The organism is Thalassospira lucentensis (assembly GCF_032921865.1).
Classification (GTDB): domain Bacteria; phylum Pseudomonadota; class Alphaproteobacteria; order Rhodospirillales; family Thalassospiraceae; genus Thalassospira; species Thalassospira lucentensis_A.
Genome location: NZ_CP136684.1, coordinates 3,971,842 through 3,992,793 on the forward strand (window position 1 = coordinate 3,971,842; position 20,952 = coordinate 3,992,793).

General features: G+C 63.9%; 17 protein-coding genes and 2 pseudogenes. 1 reads left to right on the top strand and 18 read right to left on the bottom strand.

The genetic code is table 11. The features are described from left to right. Positions 1-356: 356 nt before the first annotated feature. From R1T41_RS19205 to R1T41_RS19290, 18 genes and pseudogenes are all read right to left on the bottom strand, one after another. Positions 357-602 carry a DUF2274 domain-containing protein gene (locus R1T41_RS19205; RefSeq protein WP_009398072.1) on the bottom strand — a complete coding sequence of 82 codons (246 nt, stop codon included), beginning with the start codon at positions 600-602 and terminating at the stop codon, positions 357-359. Further along, complete coding sequence (locus R1T41_RS19210; RefSeq protein WP_317338616.1) at positions 599-1,876, bottom strand: TrbI/VirB10 family protein; 1,278 nt, start codon at positions 1,874-1,876, stop codon at positions 599-601. Before R1T41_RS19210 ends, R1T41_RS19205 begins: the two co-directional genes overlap by 4 nt. 2 nt (positions 1,877-1,878) lie before the next feature. Beyond that, the gene (gene trbG, locus R1T41_RS19215) at positions 1,879-2,871 is read right to left on the bottom strand and encodes a P-type conjugative transfer protein TrbG (RefSeq protein ID WP_009398076.1); all 993 of its coding nucleotides are present in this window, start codon (positions 2,869-2,871) and stop codon (positions 1,879-1,881) included. Further along, on the bottom strand, positions 2,868-3,572 hold the full coding sequence (gene trbF, locus R1T41_RS19220) for a conjugal transfer protein TrbF (RefSeq protein WP_009398078.1): 705 nt from the start codon (positions 3,570-3,572) through the stop codon (positions 2,868-2,870). Before trbF ends, trbG begins: the two co-directional genes overlap by 4 nt. A 17-nt stretch (positions 3,573-3,589) precedes the next feature. Further along, positions 3,590-4,978, bottom strand: coding sequence for a P-type conjugative transfer protein TrbL (trbL, locus tag R1T41_RS19225; RefSeq protein WP_028624497.1), 1,389 nt, complete (start codon positions 4,976-4,978; stop codon positions 3,590-3,592). Further along, complete coding sequence (locus tag R1T41_RS19230) at positions 4,975-5,289, bottom strand: hypothetical protein (RefSeq protein WP_009398080.1); 315 nt, start codon at positions 5,287-5,289, stop codon at positions 4,975-4,977. The genes trbL and R1T41_RS19230 overlap by 4 nt, the downstream gene beginning before the upstream one ends. A gap of 12 nt (positions 5,290-5,301) precedes the next feature. Further along, positions 5,302-6,046, bottom strand: a pseudogene (trbJ, locus tag R1T41_RS19235) (P-type conjugative transfer protein TrbJ). Next, complete coding sequence (trbE, locus tag R1T41_RS19240) at positions 6,043-8,493, bottom strand: conjugal transfer protein TrbE (protein ID WP_317338618.1); 2,451 nt, start codon at positions 8,491-8,493, stop codon at positions 6,043-6,045. The pseudogene trbJ and the gene trbE overlap by 4 nt, the downstream one beginning before the upstream one ends. Before the next feature lie 12 nt (positions 8,494-8,505). After that, on the bottom strand, positions 8,506-8,775 hold the full coding sequence (locus R1T41_RS19245) for a VirB3 family type IV secretion system protein (protein ID WP_003462917.1): 270 nt from the start codon (positions 8,773-8,775) through the stop codon (positions 8,506-8,508). Beyond that, positions 8,772-9,158 carry a TrbC/VirB2 family protein gene (locus tag R1T41_RS19250; RefSeq protein WP_022960600.1) on the bottom strand — a complete coding sequence of 129 codons (387 nt, stop codon included), beginning with the start codon at positions 9,156-9,158 and terminating at the stop codon, positions 8,772-8,774. Before R1T41_RS19250 ends, R1T41_RS19245 begins: the two co-directional genes overlap by 4 nt. Continuing rightward, positions 9,155-10,225, bottom strand: coding sequence for a P-type conjugative transfer ATPase TrbB (gene trbB, locus R1T41_RS19255; RefSeq protein WP_022960601.1), 1,071 nt, complete (start codon positions 10,223-10,225; stop codon positions 9,155-9,157). Before trbB ends, R1T41_RS19250 begins: the two co-directional genes overlap by 4 nt. Further along, on the bottom strand, positions 10,222-10,710 hold the full coding sequence (locus tag R1T41_RS19260) for a ribbon-helix-helix protein, CopG family (RefSeq protein ID WP_008294937.1): 489 nt from the start codon (positions 10,708-10,710) through the stop codon (positions 10,222-10,224). Before R1T41_RS19260 ends, trbB begins: the two co-directional genes overlap by 4 nt. Beyond that, positions 10,707-12,704 (bottom strand): conjugal transfer protein TraG, encoded by a 1,998-nt coding sequence (locus tag R1T41_RS19265; RefSeq protein ID WP_317338620.1) that lies wholly within the window; start codon positions 12,702-12,704, stop codon positions 10,707-10,709. The genes R1T41_RS19260 and R1T41_RS19265 overlap by 4 nt, the downstream gene beginning before the upstream one ends. A 237-nt stretch (positions 12,705-12,941) precedes the next feature. Beyond that, a complete protein-coding gene (locus R1T41_RS19270; protein ID WP_024718240.1) occupies positions 12,942-13,196 on the bottom strand; it encodes an EexN family lipoprotein in 255 nt (84 codons plus the stop codon). Positions 13,197-13,198: 2 nt separating this feature from the next. After that, positions 13,199-14,143 carry a LysR family transcriptional regulator gene (locus R1T41_RS19275; protein ID WP_317341597.1) on the bottom strand — a complete coding sequence of 315 codons (945 nt, stop codon included), beginning with the start codon at positions 14,141-14,143 and terminating at the stop codon, positions 13,199-13,201. 210 nt (positions 14,144-14,353) lie between these two features. Next, positions 14,354-15,781: pseudogene (locus tag R1T41_RS19280) on the bottom strand (efflux transporter outer membrane subunit); the annotation flags it as partial. Continuing rightward, entirely contained in the window at positions 15,753-18,920 is a 3,168-nt protein-coding gene (locus R1T41_RS19285) for an efflux RND transporter permease subunit (protein WP_004350825.1), read from the bottom strand. The gene R1T41_RS19285 and the pseudogene R1T41_RS19280, both read right to left, overlap by 29 nt. 19 nt (positions 18,921-18,939) lie before the next feature. After that, a complete protein-coding gene (locus R1T41_RS19290) occupies positions 18,940-20,142 on the bottom strand; it encodes an efflux RND transporter periplasmic adaptor subunit (protein WP_411045567.1) in 1,203 nt (400 codons plus the stop codon). 141 nt (positions 20,143-20,283) lie between these two features. Between R1T41_RS19290 and R1T41_RS19295 the strand changes: the two genes are divergently transcribed. Then, positions 20,284-20,889: a TetR/AcrR family transcriptional regulator gene (locus R1T41_RS19295; RefSeq protein ID WP_317338623.1), complete on the top strand. Its 606-nt coding sequence runs from the start codon at positions 20,284-20,286 to the stop codon at positions 20,887-20,889. Positions 20,890-20,952: the final 63 nt, after the last annotated feature.

A 20,952-nucleotide genomic window follows, 5' to 3' on the forward strand; every position in this document is an offset into this window, starting at 1 on the left:
ATGTCACAGAACCTACTTATACCTCCTGTCTATGACCAGAGGATGAATGTGCGCAAGCCATAAAAAATTGCTGGCGTCAAGCATTTTGTTGAAATCACGCGAAGCTTGAAACCATATACGGGGCAATAGGTTAGCTCTGTTTCATGCCGTTCGCAGAGGATGCGGCATTGTGGGCTGGGAGCCACATAAGAGCCTGGAGAAAGAGAGTTGAGTCGCGTTGCAGCGATGGAGATTGCCAATGGCTGGCAGGCTTGTTCAGTCATCTTAGCCAATTCCCTCGCAGCCTATCCAGAACGAAGAACGCGCAGCGTTGGGCTGCGCGTTCGAGGGATGGTCAGTCTGGTTCCAGTGCATCTTCAGCTTGGCTTCGGTGGCACGGCCTTGCTGCCGTTTCCTTTCCTGAATCCCCGATCCCCCGCCATGAACGCCTCCAGCATGTGCGGGATCAGCGTCGAGGCATCGACCGCCTCGCCATACGCCTGCGCATGCAGCGCGGCGTAGCGGTCGAGATCGGCTTTCAAGCTGGCCGGGCAAGCGAAGGTCAGCTTGACGCTTTCGGTCTTGGGTAGCGGCCCCAGCCGCAGTTTCTTGGTCGTGCTCATCGAGAAGTCCCCTTGTTGAAGAACAGCGGCTGATAAGGCCGTAGCACCAGATCGCGGTTGACGATGATGCGCACCGGCAAGCCGGGGCGGCTGGTCAGCGTGGGTTGGATGTTGAGATTGCGCCGGGTCACTTCCTGGCCGACCTGGTTCACGGTGTCCTGCAGGCTGTCGCGCCCGGCGATGATGACGCGATCGCCGTCCTGGCGGTTCTCAGGTGCAGCCAGTTCGGCACCGACACCCAGCAGCGTGGTCAGCACGGCACCTGCAAAGATCCGATCCCAATGCCAGTCCACGTTGTCCTCCAGACCGGCATAGCCTGCCGGGTCGGTGCCGATCAGGTTGTCGAGCGTGAGTGATGACGTGTCGGGCAGGATGATGCAATTCCACACCACCTGCACGCGGCTCTGGCCGTAGCTGACCTGGCTGTTGTACTTGCCCAGTATGCGAGATCCCTGCGGGATCAGCAGGAACTTGCCAGTGGCCGTGTCGTAGATCGGTTCCGTCACCGTGGCGATCACGTCGCCCGGCAAGTCGGACTTGATGCCCGTGACCAGTGCCCCGGCAATGACCGTTCCGGCCATCACCTGATACGGCGAGGTGGGCATTTGCAGGTTGCCGGAGTTACGGGTTTCCGTAGAACCGCCTGTCAGGAACGCCTCTTTCTGGTCTTGCCGGTTCTGCACGGCAGTCGGATCAGCAGGCTGGGCCGCCGTCGAGGCCGGGCCAGCGGCCAGTGGATCGAAAGCGGCATTGGCGGCGAAGCCCGGCGCGGCAGCGACTTGCGACTGCGCCACGGGCGCGGCCTGCGGGGAGCCGGTGCGGAAGAACACCGTTGAAGCTGCCGCCGCTTCTGCTTCCTTGTGCAGCGCATCGTTGGGGTCGTAGCCGGGCGCGGCATAGGTGGCGGCGACCGGCTGCTGCGAATTGACGATGGCCGGCCCCAGATCACCCGGTAGCGGTGGCCCCAGCTCCGGCACGTCGGGCGGCAGCGCTGGCAACTTGGAATAGTCGGCAGGAAGTTGGTCGAGGCCTTCCGAGCGCGATACACGATCCACGTTGTACAGTTCGGTGGATTCGCCCGCGCCGCGTTGCTGCGGTTGCAGTGACCAGATCAGCGCGCCCATCACGCCAACCGACAGGCCGCCAGCGAGGATGGCCAGCGTGCGTCGGTTCAGACGCGTGACCGGGCGCGGTTGGGCGCGCAGCGCCACCGCCTCGGGTGCCATCTTGTCCGCCTGCGGCGTGGCAAGGTCGGGAGTGTCGTCCTGGCTCATGCTCAGTTCCTCCCGACGATGCCATCCGCGCGCTCGATGCGCACCATATCGCCCTTGTCGGCCCCCAGGCGCAGTTCTGCTGCACCGAACAGGCGATCCACGATGTAGTACGGCGAGCGGAAGCGATAGTTCACCAGTTGCCCGTCGCCCTGTGCGCCGATGACGAACAGCGGCGGCAGCTCGCCCTGGGCGATGCCTGCCGGGAACTGGATATAGACCTTCTCGCCATCATCAAAAGCGCGCAGCGGTTTCCACGATGGATTGCTGCCGCTGATTGCATAGCGAAAGCGGATGTTATCCAGCGACAAGCCTGCATCGACCGGCGCGGCAGCGTTGGCGGCTTGGGCTTGGCGCCGCAAGGCCAGCATTCGGTCTTTCGGGTAGTCCCAGGACACCGACGCCATCCATGCCTTGTCGGTCGAAGTCAGTTCCAGCAGGTACGTCCTGCGGCTGGTGGTAATGACCAGATTGGTCTTCAAGCTGGAACGGATAGGCTTGACCAGCACATTGACGCGCAGATCGGCCCCGCTGCCGCTGGAGGTGTCACCGACGATCCAGCGCACGGTATCGCCCGCAGCGACCGTCACCAGTTCCTCGCCAGGCTGGAGCGCGATCACCGTCACGCGACCTACTGACGCATAGACCTGGTACAGCGCGCCATCGCTATACGGCCAGACCTGGATCGCATTGACATAGCCTTCGCGCGTCGGAGCCACCCGTGCCTCGGCATTGGCTTTCGAGACACGTACCGTCTCATCAGCCGGTTCAGGCGCAGGCTTCGCATCCTTTTCCTCCGGCACTGGCTTCAACTGCTCAGGCAATGGCAGTGGCTCTGCAATAGTGACCACCTCGATCGGCACAGGCATTTCCGGCAAAGGCTCCGCCTGTACCGGCTCATCCAAGGAAATCACTGGCGGGGGTTTGCCCTGCGTGGCGCAGCCGGCCAAGGCCAGCACGACAAGCGGCAAAGCGTAAAAACGGAAAGGCACATTCATGGCTTCACTCCTTCAGACGAATCCAGTTCACGGCTCCACGACAGGCCATTGACGTAGATGCCCAGCGGGTTGCGGCGCAGGCGTTCTTCGGTGCGCGGGGTCTGCTGCACGATGGACACCACCGCCGTCCATCGCTCCAGCCCGGCAGCCGCGCCATTGACGTAGCGGCGTTCCGTCCAGCGCACGTTGAACGACGCATCACTGGCGCGAACCACGCTGGTGATCTGCACCGTCACCGACTCCTTGCCGATGCGGGCGAACGGGTCATTGGTGCGGGCGTAGTCGTTGAGCACCGCCGCGCCCCGGTCGGTGGTGTAGTCGTAGGCATCCAGCCAGTTCTGGCGCACGACGATGGGGTCGATGGACAGCGAGCGCACCAGCGTCACGAAGCGCGCGATGTGGTGCGCGGTCTGCGCATCGGAGGGCCGGTACGGCGTGGCCGCTTCGCCCACGGTGCGCACCTGGCCGGACTGATCGACCTCGATGACATAGGGCGTAACGATGGACTGGGCCGAGCGCCACACCAGGCCGCCGGCCATCAGTAGCGCGAGCACCAGGCAGCCGAAGGCCATCAGCCGCCAGTTCTTGGCCTGCACGCGGGCCGAGCCGATGCGCTCGTCCCACACCTGGGCGGCGGCTTGATACGGGGTGGCAGGCTGTGGCGTATCGGCATAACGCACCTGCGGTCGTTTGAATCGCATGGAGTTCTCCTTGAAAGTCAGCTATCGGAATCCCGCAGGCTCGGGCCTTGGCCCGAACCGCCGCCGTCACCACCGCGCAGCGTGTGCGCGGCAGTGGTGGTGGCCTGGGTGAGTTGTTGGCGGCGTTGCAGGCGCTTGGCCCAGCCGGGTTGTTCCTGCTTCTGCGCGTTGGCCGTGTTGCCAGCGGCATCGCCTGCGGCGGCTGGCCCAGCAGTGCCGCCGCCTGAGCCGCCATCGGCACCAGAGCCTTGCCAGCCTGCTTTGAATGGCGCGGCCGCCTTGGCTGCCGCTGCCTTGATGCCAGCACCGGCGCGTTGGCCTGCCGTCTGTGCGCCGCCCTTGGCAACACTGCCCAGCCCTGCCACTGCACCCTTGGCCCCGCCGCCCGCAGCGGCAGAACCGGACTGGAAAGCCGACTTCGCGCTGCCAGCCGCCGAGGTCGTGGCCCGTGCGCCAGCCCCGGCGAGCTTGGCGGCAGCCGGTGCCATGCGCGCCCCGGCCATCACCGCACCGCCCACGCCGGTGGCGGCGGCACCTACGGCAACCGCCGCACCTGCGGTACCAACGGCGGCACCAGCCATCGCGCCGGCACCAAGCTGCGGTGCGCCGGATACCAGCCCGGTGGCAATACCAGGGCCGAAGATCCCCAATGCCAGCAGCGTCAATGAGGCCAGCATGATGACCACGGCATGGTCGATGGACGGCTCGGCTGGTTGCACCTGGAACTCGGCGAACAGGCCCGATCCAATGCCGACGATGACGGCCAGCACCAACACCTTGATGCCCGATGACACCACGTTGCCCAGCACCTTTTCGGCGAGAAAGCTGGTCTTGTTCCACAGCGCAAACGGCACCAACACGAAGCCCGCGAGCGTGGTCAGCTTGAACTCGGTCAGCGTGATGAAGAGCTGAATCGCCAGCACGAAGAAGCACAGGATCACCACCGTCCAAGCCAGGAACATGACCACGATGGGCATCATGTTGACGAACACTTCGGGAAAGCCCGCCATGTCGCTGATCTGCTCAAGGATCGGCGCCGCCGCGTCGATGCCGGTCTTCGCCAGTCGCCCCGGTTGTAGGAATTCGCCCATGCTCATCGTCGAGCCGCTGGCTGTCAGGCCCAGGCCCGCGAACGAGCGGAAGACGATGCTGGCCAGCCAGTTGAAGTTGTTGATGATGTACGCGAAGGCACCGACGTAGAGCACCTTGCGCAGCAACTTGGCGATCACGTCATCGCCCTGGCCGGTGGCGTGGCTCATCGCCCAGTACAGCCCGGCAATCGTCATGTCGATGACGATCAGCGTGGCGGTCAGGAATGCCACTTCGCCCTGCAGCAGCCCGAAGCCCGAGTCGATGTAGCGCGAGAAGGTAGCGAGAAATCGGTCGATCACTGTCACGTCGTTCATGGCACGTCCCCCTCGAAGGGCATGGCGTCCTGGTTACTGGAGGGCGTGTCGAAGCTCGGCTGGATCGGCGGCAGATCGGCCAGCGTGCGGAACTCGTCAGGCCCGGTTTCACCGGCGAAGAAGCGCAGCCGGAAAGCATCGGCCGCGGCCAGGCAGGCGTCCTCGTCTGCGGCCGTCCTGTCGGCGGCACACTGCGCATGCAATGCCTTGAACCGCACAGGATCGGCGGCCAGGGCAGCGGCTAGGTCTTCGGTCGGCTGCTGGCCGCAAGCGACCAGCAGCACGGGCAGCAGCAAGAAAGCGCATCGCATGGCCGTCTCCCGTCAGTTGCCGTAGAAATCCACGCGCTGCGGCGTGTAGGGCGTGCCATCACCCAGGAAACGGCGCGTTACTTCCCGGCCACGTTCGACAGCCGCTGCTTGGCGTGCCAGTTCCAGCGCGGCGGCGCGTTCCTGCGTGATCTGGAGCTGCTGCGCCTGGATCGACTGCTTGGTCTGCAGGGCCAGAAGCTGGTTGGTCGCCTGCATGGCTTGCAGCGCGCCGGTTGCTGACTGACTTCTGGCTGACCAGATCGGACAGTGCGCTTTCGTCTTGGGCCAGGTTCTGCGACACCTGGGCCTGCATCCGCATCGCGGTATGCAGACCATTCAAGGTGTTCTTCCAGCGCTCCTGCGCGTCGCGTAGCATCTGGTCGCCGCTCACGGTCGCGGCGTACTGCTCCGGGTACAGCCGGGCGAAGGTGGCATCCATGCTCTGCACGTCATAGGCCAGACCGCGCGCCTCGGCGATCAAGCGCTCGGTCGTGGCGAGCGTCGAGCGCAAGCGATTGACGATGTTGAAGTCCAAATTCGCCAGATTACGCGCCTGGTTCATCAGCATCTGGGCTTCGTTCTGAAGCTGGTTGATCTGGTTGTTGATCTGCTCCAGCGTGCGCACGGCGGTCAGCGTGTTCTGCACGAAGTTCGACGGGTCGAACACTGTCAGCGCGGATGCGGGCTGAACGGCCAGCAGCGACACCGACAGCACGGCGGCGAGCGAGGCGGACAGCAAACGGGGCTGGGTCTTCATGGTGAAACCTCCGGTCGTTGAGAAGCGAGGAAGGACGCTGCTGCCGGTGAGGACGGCAGCAGGTCGGCGGCCCAATCGAGGCCGCGATGGCGCAGCCACGCGCCGGCAAATCCCGGTGTGCCGGCGTCCAGCAGCACGCGATCCATGTCGCGTTGGTCTTGCGGGATGGAAGCCCCGGCAAAGGCCAGCGTGGCTGGCCCCAGGTCGAGGTCGAACAGGCGATTGCCCAGGCGCGATTGGTAGTAGTAGTCACGCTTGGGCTGCGCGGTCGCCACGATCTCGATCTGGCGCGCGTTCAGCCCAAAGCCTTCGTAGATCGTGCAAATCTGCGGCTCGGTGGCCTGCGGGTTAGGGAGAAAAATCCGACTGGCGCAGCTTTCGATCACTGCCGGGGCAATGCTCGAATCCTTGATGTCGGCCAGCGACTGGGTGGCAAAGATGACGCTCACGTTCTTCTTTCGCAGCGTCTTCAACCATTGCCGGATGCGGGCGGCAAACACCGGGTCATCGAGGAACAGCCAGGCTTCATCGAGTATCAGCAGCGTGGGTGCGCCGTCGAAGCGTTCATCGAAGCGGGCGAACAGGTAGCCCAGCACGGCCAGCACCGCCGCCTTGCTGTGCATCAGCTCTTCCATCTCGAAGCCCTGCACGCTGCCGGAGCCCAGTCGGTCGGCATCGGCGTCCAGCAGCTTGCCGTGGGCACCACCCAGCACATAGGGTGCGAGCGCCTGGCGCAGTGCGTTTGATTGCAGCAGTACCGACAGGCCCGTCAGCGTGCGTTGCTCCGCTGGCGCACCGGCCAAGCTGCCTAGTGCCGACCAGATCGCAGCCTTCTCGTCCGGGCCAATGACGACACCTTCATGCAACAGGCGGCCTTCCACCCATTCGGCGGCCCAGGTGCGGTAGCCCTCCTGGTCGATGCGGGCCAATGGCTGAAAAGCAATCGCCCCGTCATTGCCGAGGTCGTAATGCTCGCCGCCCAGCCCGAGGATGGTGGCGCGCATCGAGCGGCCCATGTCGAAGGCGAAGATGCGCGAGCCGGGATAGCGGCGAAACTGCATTGCCAGCGTGGCGAGCAGCACCGACTTGCCCATGCCGGTTGGCCCGGCGACCAGCGTGTGGCCCACATCGCCGATGTGCGTCACCAGCCGGAACGGCGTCGCGCCATCGGTGCGGGTGACGATCAGCGGCGGGCCATCCAGATGCGCGTTCTTCTCCGGCCCGGCCCACACGGCGGACAGCGGCATCATGTGCGTCAGGTTCAGCGTCGAGACGATGGGCTGGCGCACATTCGCGTAGGCGTTACCGGGAATGGACGACAGCCAGGCATCCACCGCGTTCAAGGTTTCGGGGATGGTGACGAAGCCGCGCCCCTGAATGACGCGCTCTACCATGCGCAGCTTCTCGTCGGCCACGGCAGGGTCGGTGTCGAGCACTGTCACGGTAGCCGTCAGGTAGCCGAAGGCCACCTGATCGCTGCCCAGTTCTTGCAAGGCGGCGTCTGCATCGGCGGCCTTGTTGTTGGCGTCGGTATCGACCAGCGGGCTTTCCTGCTGGAAGATCGTTTCACGCAACAGCGCGACGACATTCTTGCGCTTGGCGAACCACTGGCGACGCAGGCGTCCAAGCTCTTTTTCCGCTTCGGCTTTGTCGAGGCAAAGGAACCGGGTTGCCCAACGATAGCCGAAGCCCAAGCGGTTGAGGTCGTCCAAAATCCCCGGCCAAGTCGAGGTCGGAAAGCCTCGCACCGACACCACGCGCAGGTGCTGATCGCCCAGCATGGGTGCCAGACCACCGACCAGCGCGGAGTCGGCCAGCAATGCGTCGATGTGGAATGGCACCTCGGGTACGCCGACGCGGTAGCGCCGCGTGGACACCGTGGCGTGCAGGTAAGTCAGTGTCTGGCTGTCATCGAGCCAGGCAATCTCCGGCATCACGCCGTCGAGCAGGTCGAACACGCGATCCGTTTCCGCCACGAAGGCTTCCAGCCGACCCTGCCAGTCCACGCCATCGCCCGGCGCATTCTCATAGAGCATCTTGGCGGCACGGGCGCGGGATTCTTCTGGTGGCAGGTAGGCCAGCGTCAGGTGATAGGCGCTCTCGTAGTGGTGGCCGGATTCCTCGAAGGCTGCACGGCGTTCTTCCTCCACCAGCCAGGACAACGGCTCGGGGAAATCGGAACGTGGATAGCCCGCCGCTGCGCAGCGCTCGGCTTCGATGAACAAGGCCCAGCCCGACCCCAGGCGGCGCAGTGCGTTGTTCAAGCGTGCCGACGTGGCGATCAGCTCGCCTTGCGTGGCGCTGTTCAGATCCGGCCCGCGAAAATGTGCCGTGCGCTGGAACGAGCCATCCTTGTTCAAGACGACGCCCGGCCCGATCAGCCCGGCCCAGGGCAGCCAGTCGGCCAGCAGTGCGGGCCGCTGGCGGTATTCGGCAAGGTTCAGCATGTCGGCACTCCCCTATGCGTCCAGCAGCGGCTTGTGCTTGATGTGCCGGGCGAAGACCTGCATGAACTGCGGATCGACGCGCGCGCCCCAGACCGCCAGCGAATGGCCGGCGATCCAGAGCACCACGCCGGGAATCCACAGTTGCAGGCCCAGCCCGACGGCGGCGGCCAGCGTGCCGTTGGCAATCGCCACGGTGCGCGGCGCACCGCCCAGCAGGATCGGCTCGGTCAGCGAGCGATGCAGCGGCACTTCAAAGCCCGGAAGATCGGTGGCCGTGCTCATACGACGGCCCCGCCGGAGAAGCTGAAGAACGACAGGAAGAAGCTCGAAGCCGCGAAGGCGATGGACAGGCCGAAGACGATCTGGATCAGCTTGCGAAAGCCGCCACTGGTATCGCCGAAGGCCAACGCCAGGCCGGTGGCGATGATGATGATCACCGCGACGATGCGGGCTACCGGCCCCTGGATGGATTCGAGAATGGATTGCAGCGGGCCTTCCCACGGCATTGAGGAACCGGCGGCCTGCGCCGTGCCCGCCAGCAACAGCATCAACACCGCGAGCAGCAACCCTTGTCCTGCGGGTCGGGCCAGGCGATGCAAACGCGCCAGCATGGGCAGCGGGGAAAGCGGGTTTACAGAAAGACGGAAAGCATCAACGTGCGTCATGGCAGTTCTCCAGGTTGTTCAGGGATCGAGGAAGGCGTAGCGGCAGCGGCTGTAAGAGGAACCGGCGGCAGCTCGGGAAGCGTCGCTTCCAGCGCATCCGCCAGGCGGTAGCCCGCGCCGTCGAAACCGACGACGCGGGAAATGGTTTCGACGTGGCGCTTGCGGCCGCGGCCTGCGATGTGGATCACGACATTGACCGCCTCGGCGATCAGGGCGCGGGGCGGATTCACCGCCACTTCGAGGATCAGTTGCTCCAGGCGCAGCAGCGCGCCCAACGCGGAGCCGGCATGAATGGTGGCGATGCCGCCGGGGTGGCCGGTGCCCCAGACCTTCACCAGATCCAGCGCTTCGCCGCCGCGCACTTCGCCGACGATCACGCGGTCGGGCCGCAGGCGCATCGTGGCCCGCACCAGCTCGGTCATGGACACGACGCCGGCGCGGGTGCGCAGCGGCACATGGTCGCGGGCCGCGCATTGCAGTTCGATGGTGTCTTCGAGCACCAGCACGCGGTCGCCGGTGGCGGCGATCTCGGCCAGCAAGGCATTGGCCAGCGTGGTCTTGCCGGTGCTGGTGCCTCCGGCGATCAGGATGTTGTGCCGCTCGCGCACGGCATGACGCAGAAACTCGGCCTGCCCAGTGGTCAGGATGCCATCAGCCACATAGCGATCCAGACCGATGATGCTCACGGCACGCTTGCGCAGCGCAAAGGCCGGGCCGGGTGCGGCGGGCGGCAGGATGCCCTCGAAGCGTTCGCCGGTTTCAGGCAGTTCGGCGGTCAAGAGCGGTTGGCCGCGATGCACCTCCGCACCGACATGGGCGGCGACCAGGCGGATGATGCGTTCGCCATCGGCTTCGGGCAGTTCGACGCCGAGCGGCGCACGGCCAGACGACAGCCGATCCACCCACAATGTCCGGTCGGGGTTGAGCATCACTTCCACCACGTCCGGGTCTTCCAGCGCAGCGGCGATCACCGGCCCCATCGCCGTGCGCAGCATCTGGATGCGGCGATCCTGGGATGCTGCAGCGGATGAGCGCGGTTCGGGCGGGATTTGAGGAACGGCACTCATGACGCACGCTCCGCAGTGCGTTCATGGGCGGCGGCCATCGCGGCCGCGTCATCCATGCGCATCTCGAACTCACGATCCTGGGGATGCAGTTCTTCCACCACGTCCCGTACCAGGCTGCGGCCACGCAGCAGGTGGCGGCCTAACTGTTCGACGAACTGCTCGAAGCGCGCCTTGCCCTGCGCGCGAGCCGCATCCTGATGGGCCTCCGGCACCGGCGTGCTGACGGTCAGGTAGTAGCGGACGAATAGCGCCAGCGTCTCGATCTGGATGTTCTGGTCACGCTCCAGGCGCTCGGCCTGCCGCGACAGGCGATCCAGTCGTTTGGCGATGGCGGCCTCACGCTGGTCGCCGGCATCGGGTGACAGCCAGGACGCCAAGGCAGCGGCGACGATGCTGGACTTTGACACGCCTTTCTTCGCGGCCAGCTCGTCCAGACGCTTGGCGTGCTCGTGCTGGATGAACAGGTTCAATCGGTATTGGCTCATATGTCGATTCCGTCGTTGGGGTCGAGAGATGCCAGCCGCGCCGTGCGTTGCAGGGCGGGGTCGAACTGGCCGGGAAGCAGCGGGGGCATGTCGTCGTCATCGAGCAGCGCCAAGTCGCTGGGCGTGTAATCGGGTTCGGGGTCGTAGGCGACGGTTTCGGACAGCTCGGGCTGACGGCGGGGGCCGCCGTCGTCGGAGCCACCCAGGTCATCGGCAGATGCCGTGGCCTGTGCCGCAGGCACGGCCGGGATCGCCAAACCGCTCCAGTCATCGGGACGTGCAGGCGGCACATCGGCATAGCGGCCTGCCGTTAGCGCAGGCGGCGGCAGTACCCGCTGCTTGAAATTGGCATCAGCGTAGTAGCGCAACTTCTTGGCCTTGATCGGCGCGACGCTGGACACCATCACCACTGATTCGTCTGGCGCAAGCTGCATGACTTCGCCGGGCGTCAGTAGCGGCCGCGCCGTCTCTTGGCGGGACACCATCAGGTGGCCGAGCCACGGCGCAAGTCGATGGCCTGCGTAGTTCCGCTGCGCACGCAGTTCGGTAGCCGTGCCCAGCGTTTCGGAGATCCGTTTCGCCGTGCGTTCGTCATTCGTGGCGAAGGTCACGCGCACATGGCAGTTGTCCAGAATCGAATGGTTCTGCCCATACGCCTTGTCGATCTGGTTGAGCGACTGCGCGATCAGGAAACTGCGGATGCCGTAGCCGGCCATGAAGGCCAGCGCCGTCTCGAAGAAGTCCAGGCGCCCCAGAGCCGAGAACTCGTCGAGCATCAGCAACAGCTTGTGGCGGCGCTCAATGCCGTCGCTGCCATCGAGCAACTCGGTGAGCCGTCGCCCGATCTGGTTGAGGATCAACCGGATCAGCGGCTTGGTGCGGCTGATGTCCGAAGGCGGCACCACCAGATACAACGACACAGGGGATGCAGACGCGATCAGATCGGCGATGCGCCAGTCGCAGCGCGACGTGACTGCGGCCACGGTCGGATCACGGTACAGGCCGAGGAACGACATGGCGGTGCTCAACACGCCGGAACGCTCGTTGTCCGACTTGTTGAGCACTTCGCGGGCGGCGGACGCGACAACGGGATGCGGTACATCTCCAAGATGCCGCGTGGTCATCATCCGATGCAGCGTCAGCTCGAACGGGCAAGCCGGGTCACTGAGGAAGTTCGCCACGCCGCGCAGCGTCTTGTCCTCTCCCGCGTAGAGCACATGCAGGATCGCGCCGACCAGCAGCGCATGACTGGTCTTCTCCCAGTGGTTGCGCTTCTCCAGCGCCCCTTCGGGATCGACCAGGATATCGGCGATGTTCTGCACGTCGCGCACCTCGTGCGCGCCGCGCCTCACTTCCAGCAACGGGTTGTAGGCCGCCGAACTGGCATCGGTCGGGTTGAACAGCAGGCAGTGGCTAAATCGACTGCGCCAGCCAGCGGTGATCTGCCAGTTCTCGCCCTTGATGTCGTGGATGACGGCGGATGCCGGCCAGGACAGCAGCGTCGGCACCACCAGGCCCACACCCTTGCCCGAGCGCGTGGGCGCAAAGGTCAGGACGTGTTCCGGCCCTTCGTGCCGCAGGTAGTGGCCGTCATGCTGGCCGAGAAAGACGCCGGCGGGCTGCGTCAGCCCGGCCTTGCGAATGTCGGCGACATCGGCCCAGCGGGCCGAGCCATAGGTCGTCACTTTGCGCGCCTGGCGCGAGCGCCACACCGACATGGCGATGGCGACCACCACGGCCAGCAGGCCGCTGCTCGCCGCGATCATGCCGCCGGTGTCGAACACCTGCGGCGCGTAGGCGTCGAAGAAGAACCACCACTCGAACAGCTTCCACGGGTAATAGACCGGCGTGCCGTGGAAGTCGAACCAGGGCGCGCCCAGGCGTAGCTGGTAGCCCAAGGCGGCGGCGGTCCATTGCGTGGCACCCCACACACCGGCGATCACGATGCCGAAGACGGCGGCGATCTGCCCGAACAACACGCCCTGAGCTTGCATACCCTGGCCTCCGATTTCTCCTGCGCTGATTCCCCGTGGAAAACGCGGCACAAAGGCGTGCCGCAGGCGTCAGGATCGGTGCCGGTTCAGTGCCGGTCAAAGACCGTTATCGGCAGCAAGGTGATGCAAAAAGCATGGTGTCATGCAGAGGCGAAACCAGTAAAAACGCCGCAGGCGTGAGCGCGCGGCGGCGTGTCGAGAAAGAAAAATCGAGATTTCGCGGCAGAAAGCCAACAATCAGAACTTCGGCGGCGTGTAGGGCGTGTTTCCATAGCCAAAGAAGCGCTTGTTCGTCGCCTCGGCCACCCGGTTGCACAGCACGTCTCCCATCGTCGGGCGTTCGGTCTTGCACTGGCGGCGCAGCTCCCTCAGGCGCGCAGGATCTGCGACCAGCTCTTCCACGGTCGGTACATTGGTTGCCTGTTTCGGTGTTTCGGACTGGCCGCAAGCGGACAGCGCGGCGACCAACAGGAATGGGGCGATCTGCTTCATGGTCATGACTCGACTTCCTCTTGGGAATCGGGTTCAAGGGGGGGCGTGGCTCTGATGCCGTCCGGCGATTCGATGGCCTGCACACGCTCGATAAAGCGTGACAGCACGTCCGAGGATCCACCTTCCCGGTGCAGCACATAAGTGGTCAGCATGGGTGAGCGACCCGCCAGCGGCCGAGCCACAATCCCAGGCTCACGGCTGCCTGCGATATGCGGCGCTCCGGCTAGGCCCAGCGCAAAGCCCGCCGACACTAACGCCATCATCAAATCGCACGAAGCCACACGTTCGGCAATCAGCGGCTCCATATCTATCCGGCGCAGTACGCGCTCGACTTGGCGAGCATGGCCTTCGCATACGTGCGGATCGCACAACACCAGCGGATAGCGCAGCACTTCTTCCAGCGGGATGCGCTTGTGCTTCAAAAGCGGATGACGTGCAGGAACCGCCACCATCAGCGCATCGCTCCAAACGGCTTCGGCAGTGATGCCTTCTCCAACTTCATCGGACTGGGCAAAGCCCACGTCGTAAAGGTCGTCATGCAGTCCCTTGATCTGCTGCGACAAGGGTACCTCGAACAGGCAAATCTCGACTTCGGGTTCTTCCTGCCGACACAGCGCCAGCAAGGACGGCAGGCGCGAGGGCGTGATGCCGTCGGACAGTGCGATACGCAACTGACCGTGGAAGCCGTTGGTGGCTGCATTCACGCTATCGCGCGCCTGCTGCAAGGCGGTGAAGATGCGCGGCACATGCTCCAGAAACAGCTTGCCCGCCCGTGTCAGCCGCGTGCTGCGGCTGGTACGAATGAACAACTGTTCGCCCAGGCTCTCCTCCAGCTCCTTGATAGTGCGCGACAGCGGTGACTGCTCGATGTGCAGCCTCTCCGCCGCGCGGGCGAAATGTAGTTCTTCGGCGACAGCGAGAAAGCAGCGTAAGTGTCGAATCTCCATTTCGCCTCCTGTTGTCAGTACAAAGGCCGTTTGAGAGTTCGCAGCGTTGTAGCCGCTCATCTCACCGAGTTCATCCAGTTCAGGCCTGTCGCCGCTTTTGTGGCGCTGCGCGACTGCCTCGCCCTGCGGTCCGGGCAAGGCGTGTGACCAGCCGCCGGCCAGCGTCTTGTAGACCGCCACCAACGCCGTCGCCCTGCGGGTGGCGCTTTGTGCCAGCAAGTCTTCGGACTCCAAGCGTGAACGTTCGGCCTCCAGCACATCCAAAACATGGATGGCGCCGCCCTCAAATTGCAGGCGAGCCGTCTTGGCTGCCCGGCGGCTGGCCTCGGTCGCCTGTACCAGCATGGCGTTCTCGGTCTGCGCGCGCGATAGGCGTACCAGCGCGTTCTCGGTTTCTTCCATGGCGCGCAGCACCGTGCGCTCGTATACCGCCAAGTTTTCGGCAGTGGCTGAATTGGCCGCCGCGATGCGCGACCGCACCCGGCCCACGTCTAGGAAGGAACCACCCACACCGAGCGAGATCATTCGCGTTTCACTATCACGCTCGAACAACGAACCAAAGCCCAACGCCTGCGTGCCGATCAGCCCTCCCAACGTAAAGCGAGGGAACAGGTCTGCCATGGCTACGCCGATACGCGCAGTGGCCGCAGCCAGCCTACGTTCTGCCGCAGCCACATCGGGACGGCGACGCAGTAGATCGCCCGGTGCACCGGCGTTGATCTGGGCGGGCAGCTCAGGCAAGGCTGCGGGGTGATCCAGCACTTCGGCCATCGCCGCAGGCGTGCGGCCAGTGAGCACGGCAATGCGGTGGGCGGCCACAGCAGCCTCAGCTTCAAGCGGCGGAATGCGCGAGCGTGTCAGCGCCAATTGCGTGCGGGCGCGGTCGGCATCGAACGACGTGCCCCGGCCGTTCTCGAACAAGACCTCGATCAGCCGCAGCGTATCGGCTTGGTTGATTTCGTTGTCCCGCGCGACCTGTAATTGCACTTGCAAGCCGCGCAAGCGGAAATAGGCGTCGGTCAACTCGGCCACCATAGCCACTTGTACGCCCGCCAGGTCGGCTGCGCTGGCCTCGGTCTCGGCGCGCTGCGATTCCACGCTGCGCCGCACTCGGCCAAAGAAGTCCAATTCCCAGATCACGGATAGGCCAGCCGAATGCAGATCGTTATCCCGGTCGGAGCGGGACGCATCCGGTGCTTGTGCAGCACTGGCGCGCTGGGTACTGATTTCACCGGACGCGCCCAGCGTCGGATAGTAGTCTTGGCGACGTTCGCGCGACAGTGCGCTGGCTTGCTCGTAGCGCGACAGTGCTATGCGGATGTCGTGATTGGCGTGAAGAGCATTCTCCACCAAAGAGTGCAGCACCGGGTCATCCAGTTCCCGCCAGAATTGCGCATCGGCCTCCGGTACAAGCTGGGACACGGCAACGGGGTCTTGGCGGGCATACGTCACTGCCTGGGGCGCGGCAGGTGCCTTGTAATTCGGCCCTACTGCGCAAGCTGCCAGCGTCAACGCCACCAAAGGGAGCAGTACCAGATGTGGCATCCGACGTAGGCATGGTCGGATGCGGGATGGCGTTTGAAGCATGACGGAATCAGTCCTTGTGGAGTCAGTCATGGGTGGCCTCCATGGCGACATTTGCCTGGCGACGTGGCTTGCGCGTCGCGAGCCTGCGTAACGCGACGTAGAAAACAGGAGTCAGGAATAAACCGAACAAGGTCACGCCGAGCATGCCGGCGAACACAGTCACTCCCATAACCTGGCGAATCTCCGCGCCTGCGCCGGAACCGACCATCAGCGGCACCACGCCAGCGATGAAGGCGATGGAAGTCATGATGATCGGGCGCAGACGAAGGCGTGATGCCTCCAGCGCGGCATCGAGGATGCTGTGCCCCTTGCGCTCAAGTTCACGGGCGAACTCCACGATCAGAATGGCATTCTTGGAGGCCAGACCAATCAGCACTATCAAGCCAATCTGCACGAAAATGTTGCTGTCACCACCCGCGAGCCACACGCCCGTCATGGCCGACAACAGGCTCATGGGCACGATCAGGATGACGGCCAGCGGCAACGTCCAGCTTTCGTACAGTGCCGCCAGCACCAGGAAGACCAACAGTACCGCCAGCGGGAACACCACCAGCGCGGTATTGCTTTGCGTGACCTGCTGGTAGCTGAGGTCGGTCCACTCCAGTTGCATGCCTGGCGGCAGCACCTTGTCTGCAATGGATTGCACTTGCTGCAATGCCTGCGATGACGACACCAGACGCGGATCTGACTCACCAATCAGGTCGGCAGATGGATAGCCGTTGAAGCGGATGACGGGATCGGGGCCGAATGTCTTGCGCACGTCCACCATGCTGCCGATGGGCACCATGTCGCCATTGGCGTTGCGGGTGCGCAGTTTGACCACGTCCTCGACAGAACTGCGGAACGGTGCGTCCGCCTGAGCCATCACCCGGAAGGTGCGGCCAAAGCGCGTGAAGTCGTTGACATACGCCGAACCCAGGTACACTTGCAGCGTATCGAAAAGATCGGTCACGGCCACGCCCTGTGCCTTCGCCTTGGTGCGGTCCACTACGGCGTCAAGCTGCGGCACATTGGCCTGATAGGAACTGATCGGATATTGGAATCCCGGTTCTTGCGAGATGGCCGTCGCCAGCTCGGTGGTCGCCGTCTGCAATGCGGCATAGCCCTCACGGTTGCGATCCTGCACGTAAAGAGAGAACCCGGAACCCGCGCCCAGCCCCATGACAGGGGGCGGCATGATGGCAAAGGCCAGACCGTCCTGCTCCTGAGCGAAGCGCTCGTTCAACTGTTCCGCAATCTCGGTTGCAGTGTGCTTGCGCTCATTGATGGGCTTGAGTATGAAATACACTAGGCCGCTATTGGACGTGTTGGTCAACTGCAAGCCGTTCATGCCCGGGAACTGCACGGCGTTGTAGACGCCATCGGTCTTGAGCGCGATGTCGCTCACACGGCGGACCAGCGCTTCCGTGCGCTCCAGGGATGCACCCTCGGGTAGCTGGATGACACCGAGGAGATACAGCTTGTCCTGCATGGGGATGAATCCGCCAGGGACGGCCTTGAACACAGCTCCCGTCGCCACCAGTAGCGCGATGTAGACGAGAAACACCGCACCACGCCGCCCGAGGATGCGCGACACGCTGTTTCCATAGCCATCCGCGCTGCGCAGGAAGAAACGGTTGAACGGCCGGAATATCCAGCCCAGACTGCGATCCAGCACCCGCGTGGGCAGGTCTGGCGCGGCACCATGCGGGCGAAGCAGGCGCGCGGCCAGCGCAGGCGACAGCGTCAGCGAGTTGATGGCCGAAATTACCGTGGAGATCGCAATGGTGACGGCGAACTGTTTGTAGAACTGCCCTGTCACGCCGGACAGGAATGCCATAGGCACGAATACCGAGCACAGCACCAGCGAGATGGCGACGATGGGGCCACTGACTTCGCGCATGGCCTGATGGGCCGCAGCCAGCGGCGCCAGCCCTTCGGCGATGTTGCGCTCGACGTTTTCCACCACCACGATCGCATCGTCCACCACGATCCCGATGGCAAGCACGAGTCCAAAAAGCGTGAGCGTATTGATGGAAAAGCCCAGCATCAGCAGCACGGCGAAGGTGCCTACCACCGACACCGGCACGGCTAGCAGTGGGATGATGGAGGCACGCCAAGTCTGAAGGAACAAGATCACCACCAGCACCACCAGTCCGATGGCTTCCAGCAGAGTGTTGACGACCGCCTTGATCGACTGACGCACGAAGACAGTTGAGTCATACTCCACCGACCATTCCACTCCCTCGGGAAAGCGCTTGGCCAACTCGTCCATCTTCGCGCGGACTTGATCCGAGATTTCGATGGCATTGGCGCCCGGGGCTTCAAAGACAGAGATCGCGACAGCAGGCTTGTTGTTGAGCAACGACATCAGCGAGTAGCTGGATGCGTCCATTTCCACGCGCGCCACATCTCGCAGCCGGGTGACCTGACCCTGCGATCCGGTCTTGACGATGACGTCGCCGAACTCTTCTTCCGTCACCAGCCGGCCCTGCGCATTGATGGACAGGAGGAAGTCGCTTCCCGAGGGGTTGGGCGGCGCACCTAGTTGACCGGCCGAGACCTGGACGTTCTGTTCGCGCACGGCTTCGACCACATCGCCGGCGGTCATACCCAGCGCCGCAATTTTGTCGGGGTCCAGCCATAAGCGCATGGCGTAGTCGCCAGAGCCGTTGATCGTGGCATCGCCCACCCCCTGGATGCGTGCCAACTCGTCGCGTACATGGAGCACGGCATAGTTGCGCAGGTACAGCGCGTCATAGCGATCGCCCGGCGAGCGCAACTGCACGACCAGCGTTTCGTTGGGGAACTGTTTGACGGTCACCACACCTTGCTGGCGCACCGCTTCGGGAAGACGCGGCTCTGCCTGGGCGACACGGTTCTGTACCTTGACCTGGGCGTCGTCGGGATCGGTGCCAGGACGGAAGGTGACGGTCAGCACCAACACGCCATCACTACCGGCCACGGACTTCATGTAGAGCATGTTTTCCACGCCGGTGATGGATGCCTCCAGTGGTGCGGCTACCGTGTCGGCGATTTCGCGCGGATTTGCGCCAGGATACGTGGCGCGAACCTGTACGGTGGGTGGCACGACTTCCGGGTACTCGCTGACGGGCAAGAGCGGGATCGCGATCAACCCAACCACGAAAATGATGATGGACAGCACGGCCGCAAAAATCGGCCTATCCACGAAAAAGCGGGCAAAGTTCATGATGGCTGGCTCTCCGCGCTCATTCGCTCGCCTGGGCGTTTTGTCGGCCTGCAGGCGCCATTTCGATGTCCTGGGCCGTCACTGGCATGCCGACAGAAACCTTCTGGATGCCGTTGACGATCACGCGGTCGCCGGGATTTAGACCTTCCTCGACGATGCGCAGGCCTTCGGCCTTGCGTCCCAGCGTGATGTCGCGGCGCTGGGCGGTGTTGTTCTCATCGATCACATACACGTACTTGCGGCTCTGGTCGGTCAGGATGGCCTTGTCGTCGATCAGCATGGCCTCGAAACTGCCGCTACCCGGCAGGCGCACTCGGGCATAGAGGCCCGGCGTAAGCAGGCCGTCGGGATTGACCAGGGTGGCGCGTGCGCGGATGGTGCCGGTGGCCGCATCGACACGGTTGTCCACGAAGTCCACGTTTCCGGCGTGTGGATAGCCGTTCTCGCCGACCAGGCCCACCTGCACCGGGATACTTTCGCTGCGCTGGTCGGGGCGCTCTCCGTTGCGAGCCATGTGGGCGTAGCGCAGATAGGTACGCTCGTCGACATCAAAATGCACGTGCACCGGGTTCAGCGAGACTACGGTGGTCAGGATGCTGGCCTGGCCGTCAGCACTCACCAAGTTGCCTGCCGTGACCAGTGCACGTCCGGCGCGGCCTGTGATGGGCGAACGTACCTGGGTGAACGACAGATCCAACTTGGCGGTCTCGACTGCGGCTTGGGCGAACTGCACGTTGGCTTGGGCCTGATCGGCGGCGGCGTGGCGCTGCTCCAACTCCTCGGTGGAGGCTGCTTGCAACGAAGCCAGCTTTTGAGCACGGGCCGCTTCGCTACGTGCCAGTGCGGCCTGCGTGCGGGCGCGGGCCAAGTCTGCTTCCGCGCGAGCCAGAGCAGCACGGTAACTGCGAGCGTCAATCTCGAACAGCACGTCGCCACGTTTGACGATCTGGCCCTCTTCGTAATTGACCCTGTCGATGTAGCCACTCACACGTGGCCGCAGCGCAACGCTTTCCACCGCCTCGACGCGGCCATTGAACTCATCCCATTGGACGATCTTGCGCACCGACACAGGTGCCACGCTGACCGTGGGTGGAGGGGCGGCGACCGCGTCGGCGGCGTCGCTATTGCAGCCAGCTAGGGACAGCGCCAGCAAGCTCGCCGCAGCTAACGGCAAGGCGCGGCGCCAGGAAGGCAGGACCGCAAGGTAAGGCAATGTGCTCATTGTTTTCAGTCTCGAAGGGATGGCGAAACCCGGTTGATAAAATTTGACATACGTGACGTATGCCATTTATCATCCACTCATACGCAACGTATGTCAATCATTTACATACACTTCGTATGTGAAAAATCGGAGGACGACCTAATGGCACAAAAGCGTGCAGAGATGATTGAGGAAACGCGGGCCAAGCTCATCAGTGCCGCCCGCGCTGCGTTCGCAACCGTGGGGTATGCGGACAGTTCAATGGATGAGCTGACGGCCCAAGCCGGACTGACGCGCGGAGCGCTCAATCACCACTTCGGTGGAAAGAAAGGGCTGCTGGAGGCGGTCATCGCCCAGATTGATGCAGAGATATCTGGCCGACTGGCCGTCATCGTCGAGGAGGCGGAGTCCACCTGGGACGGCTTCGTTCAGGAGTGCATTGGCTACATCAAGATGGCCGTCGAGCCCGAAGTCCAGCGGATCGTCCTGCTGGACGGGCCAGCGGTTCTGGGCGATCCCTCCCAGTGGCCCAGCCAGAACGTGTGCATCGTGAATACGCGCCGCAGCCTCCAGAAGTTGATCGAGGAGGCAGTCATACGCCCCGTCGATTCCCTGGCGACGGCCCGCCTGATAAGCGGGGCGCTGCTGGGCGCATCGCTGTGGATCGCCAGCGCAGACGACCCACGCGCCGCTTCCGAAAAAGCCGTGCAGGGATTTCTTGTACTGGTGGCGGGCTTGCGGCGGGACACCTCTCCCGCGCAGTCGTAACAACCCAAAGGTGCCGACCGGCAGGCCGGACTCTTTGACCCAGAAATATAGGAGTAATATTGA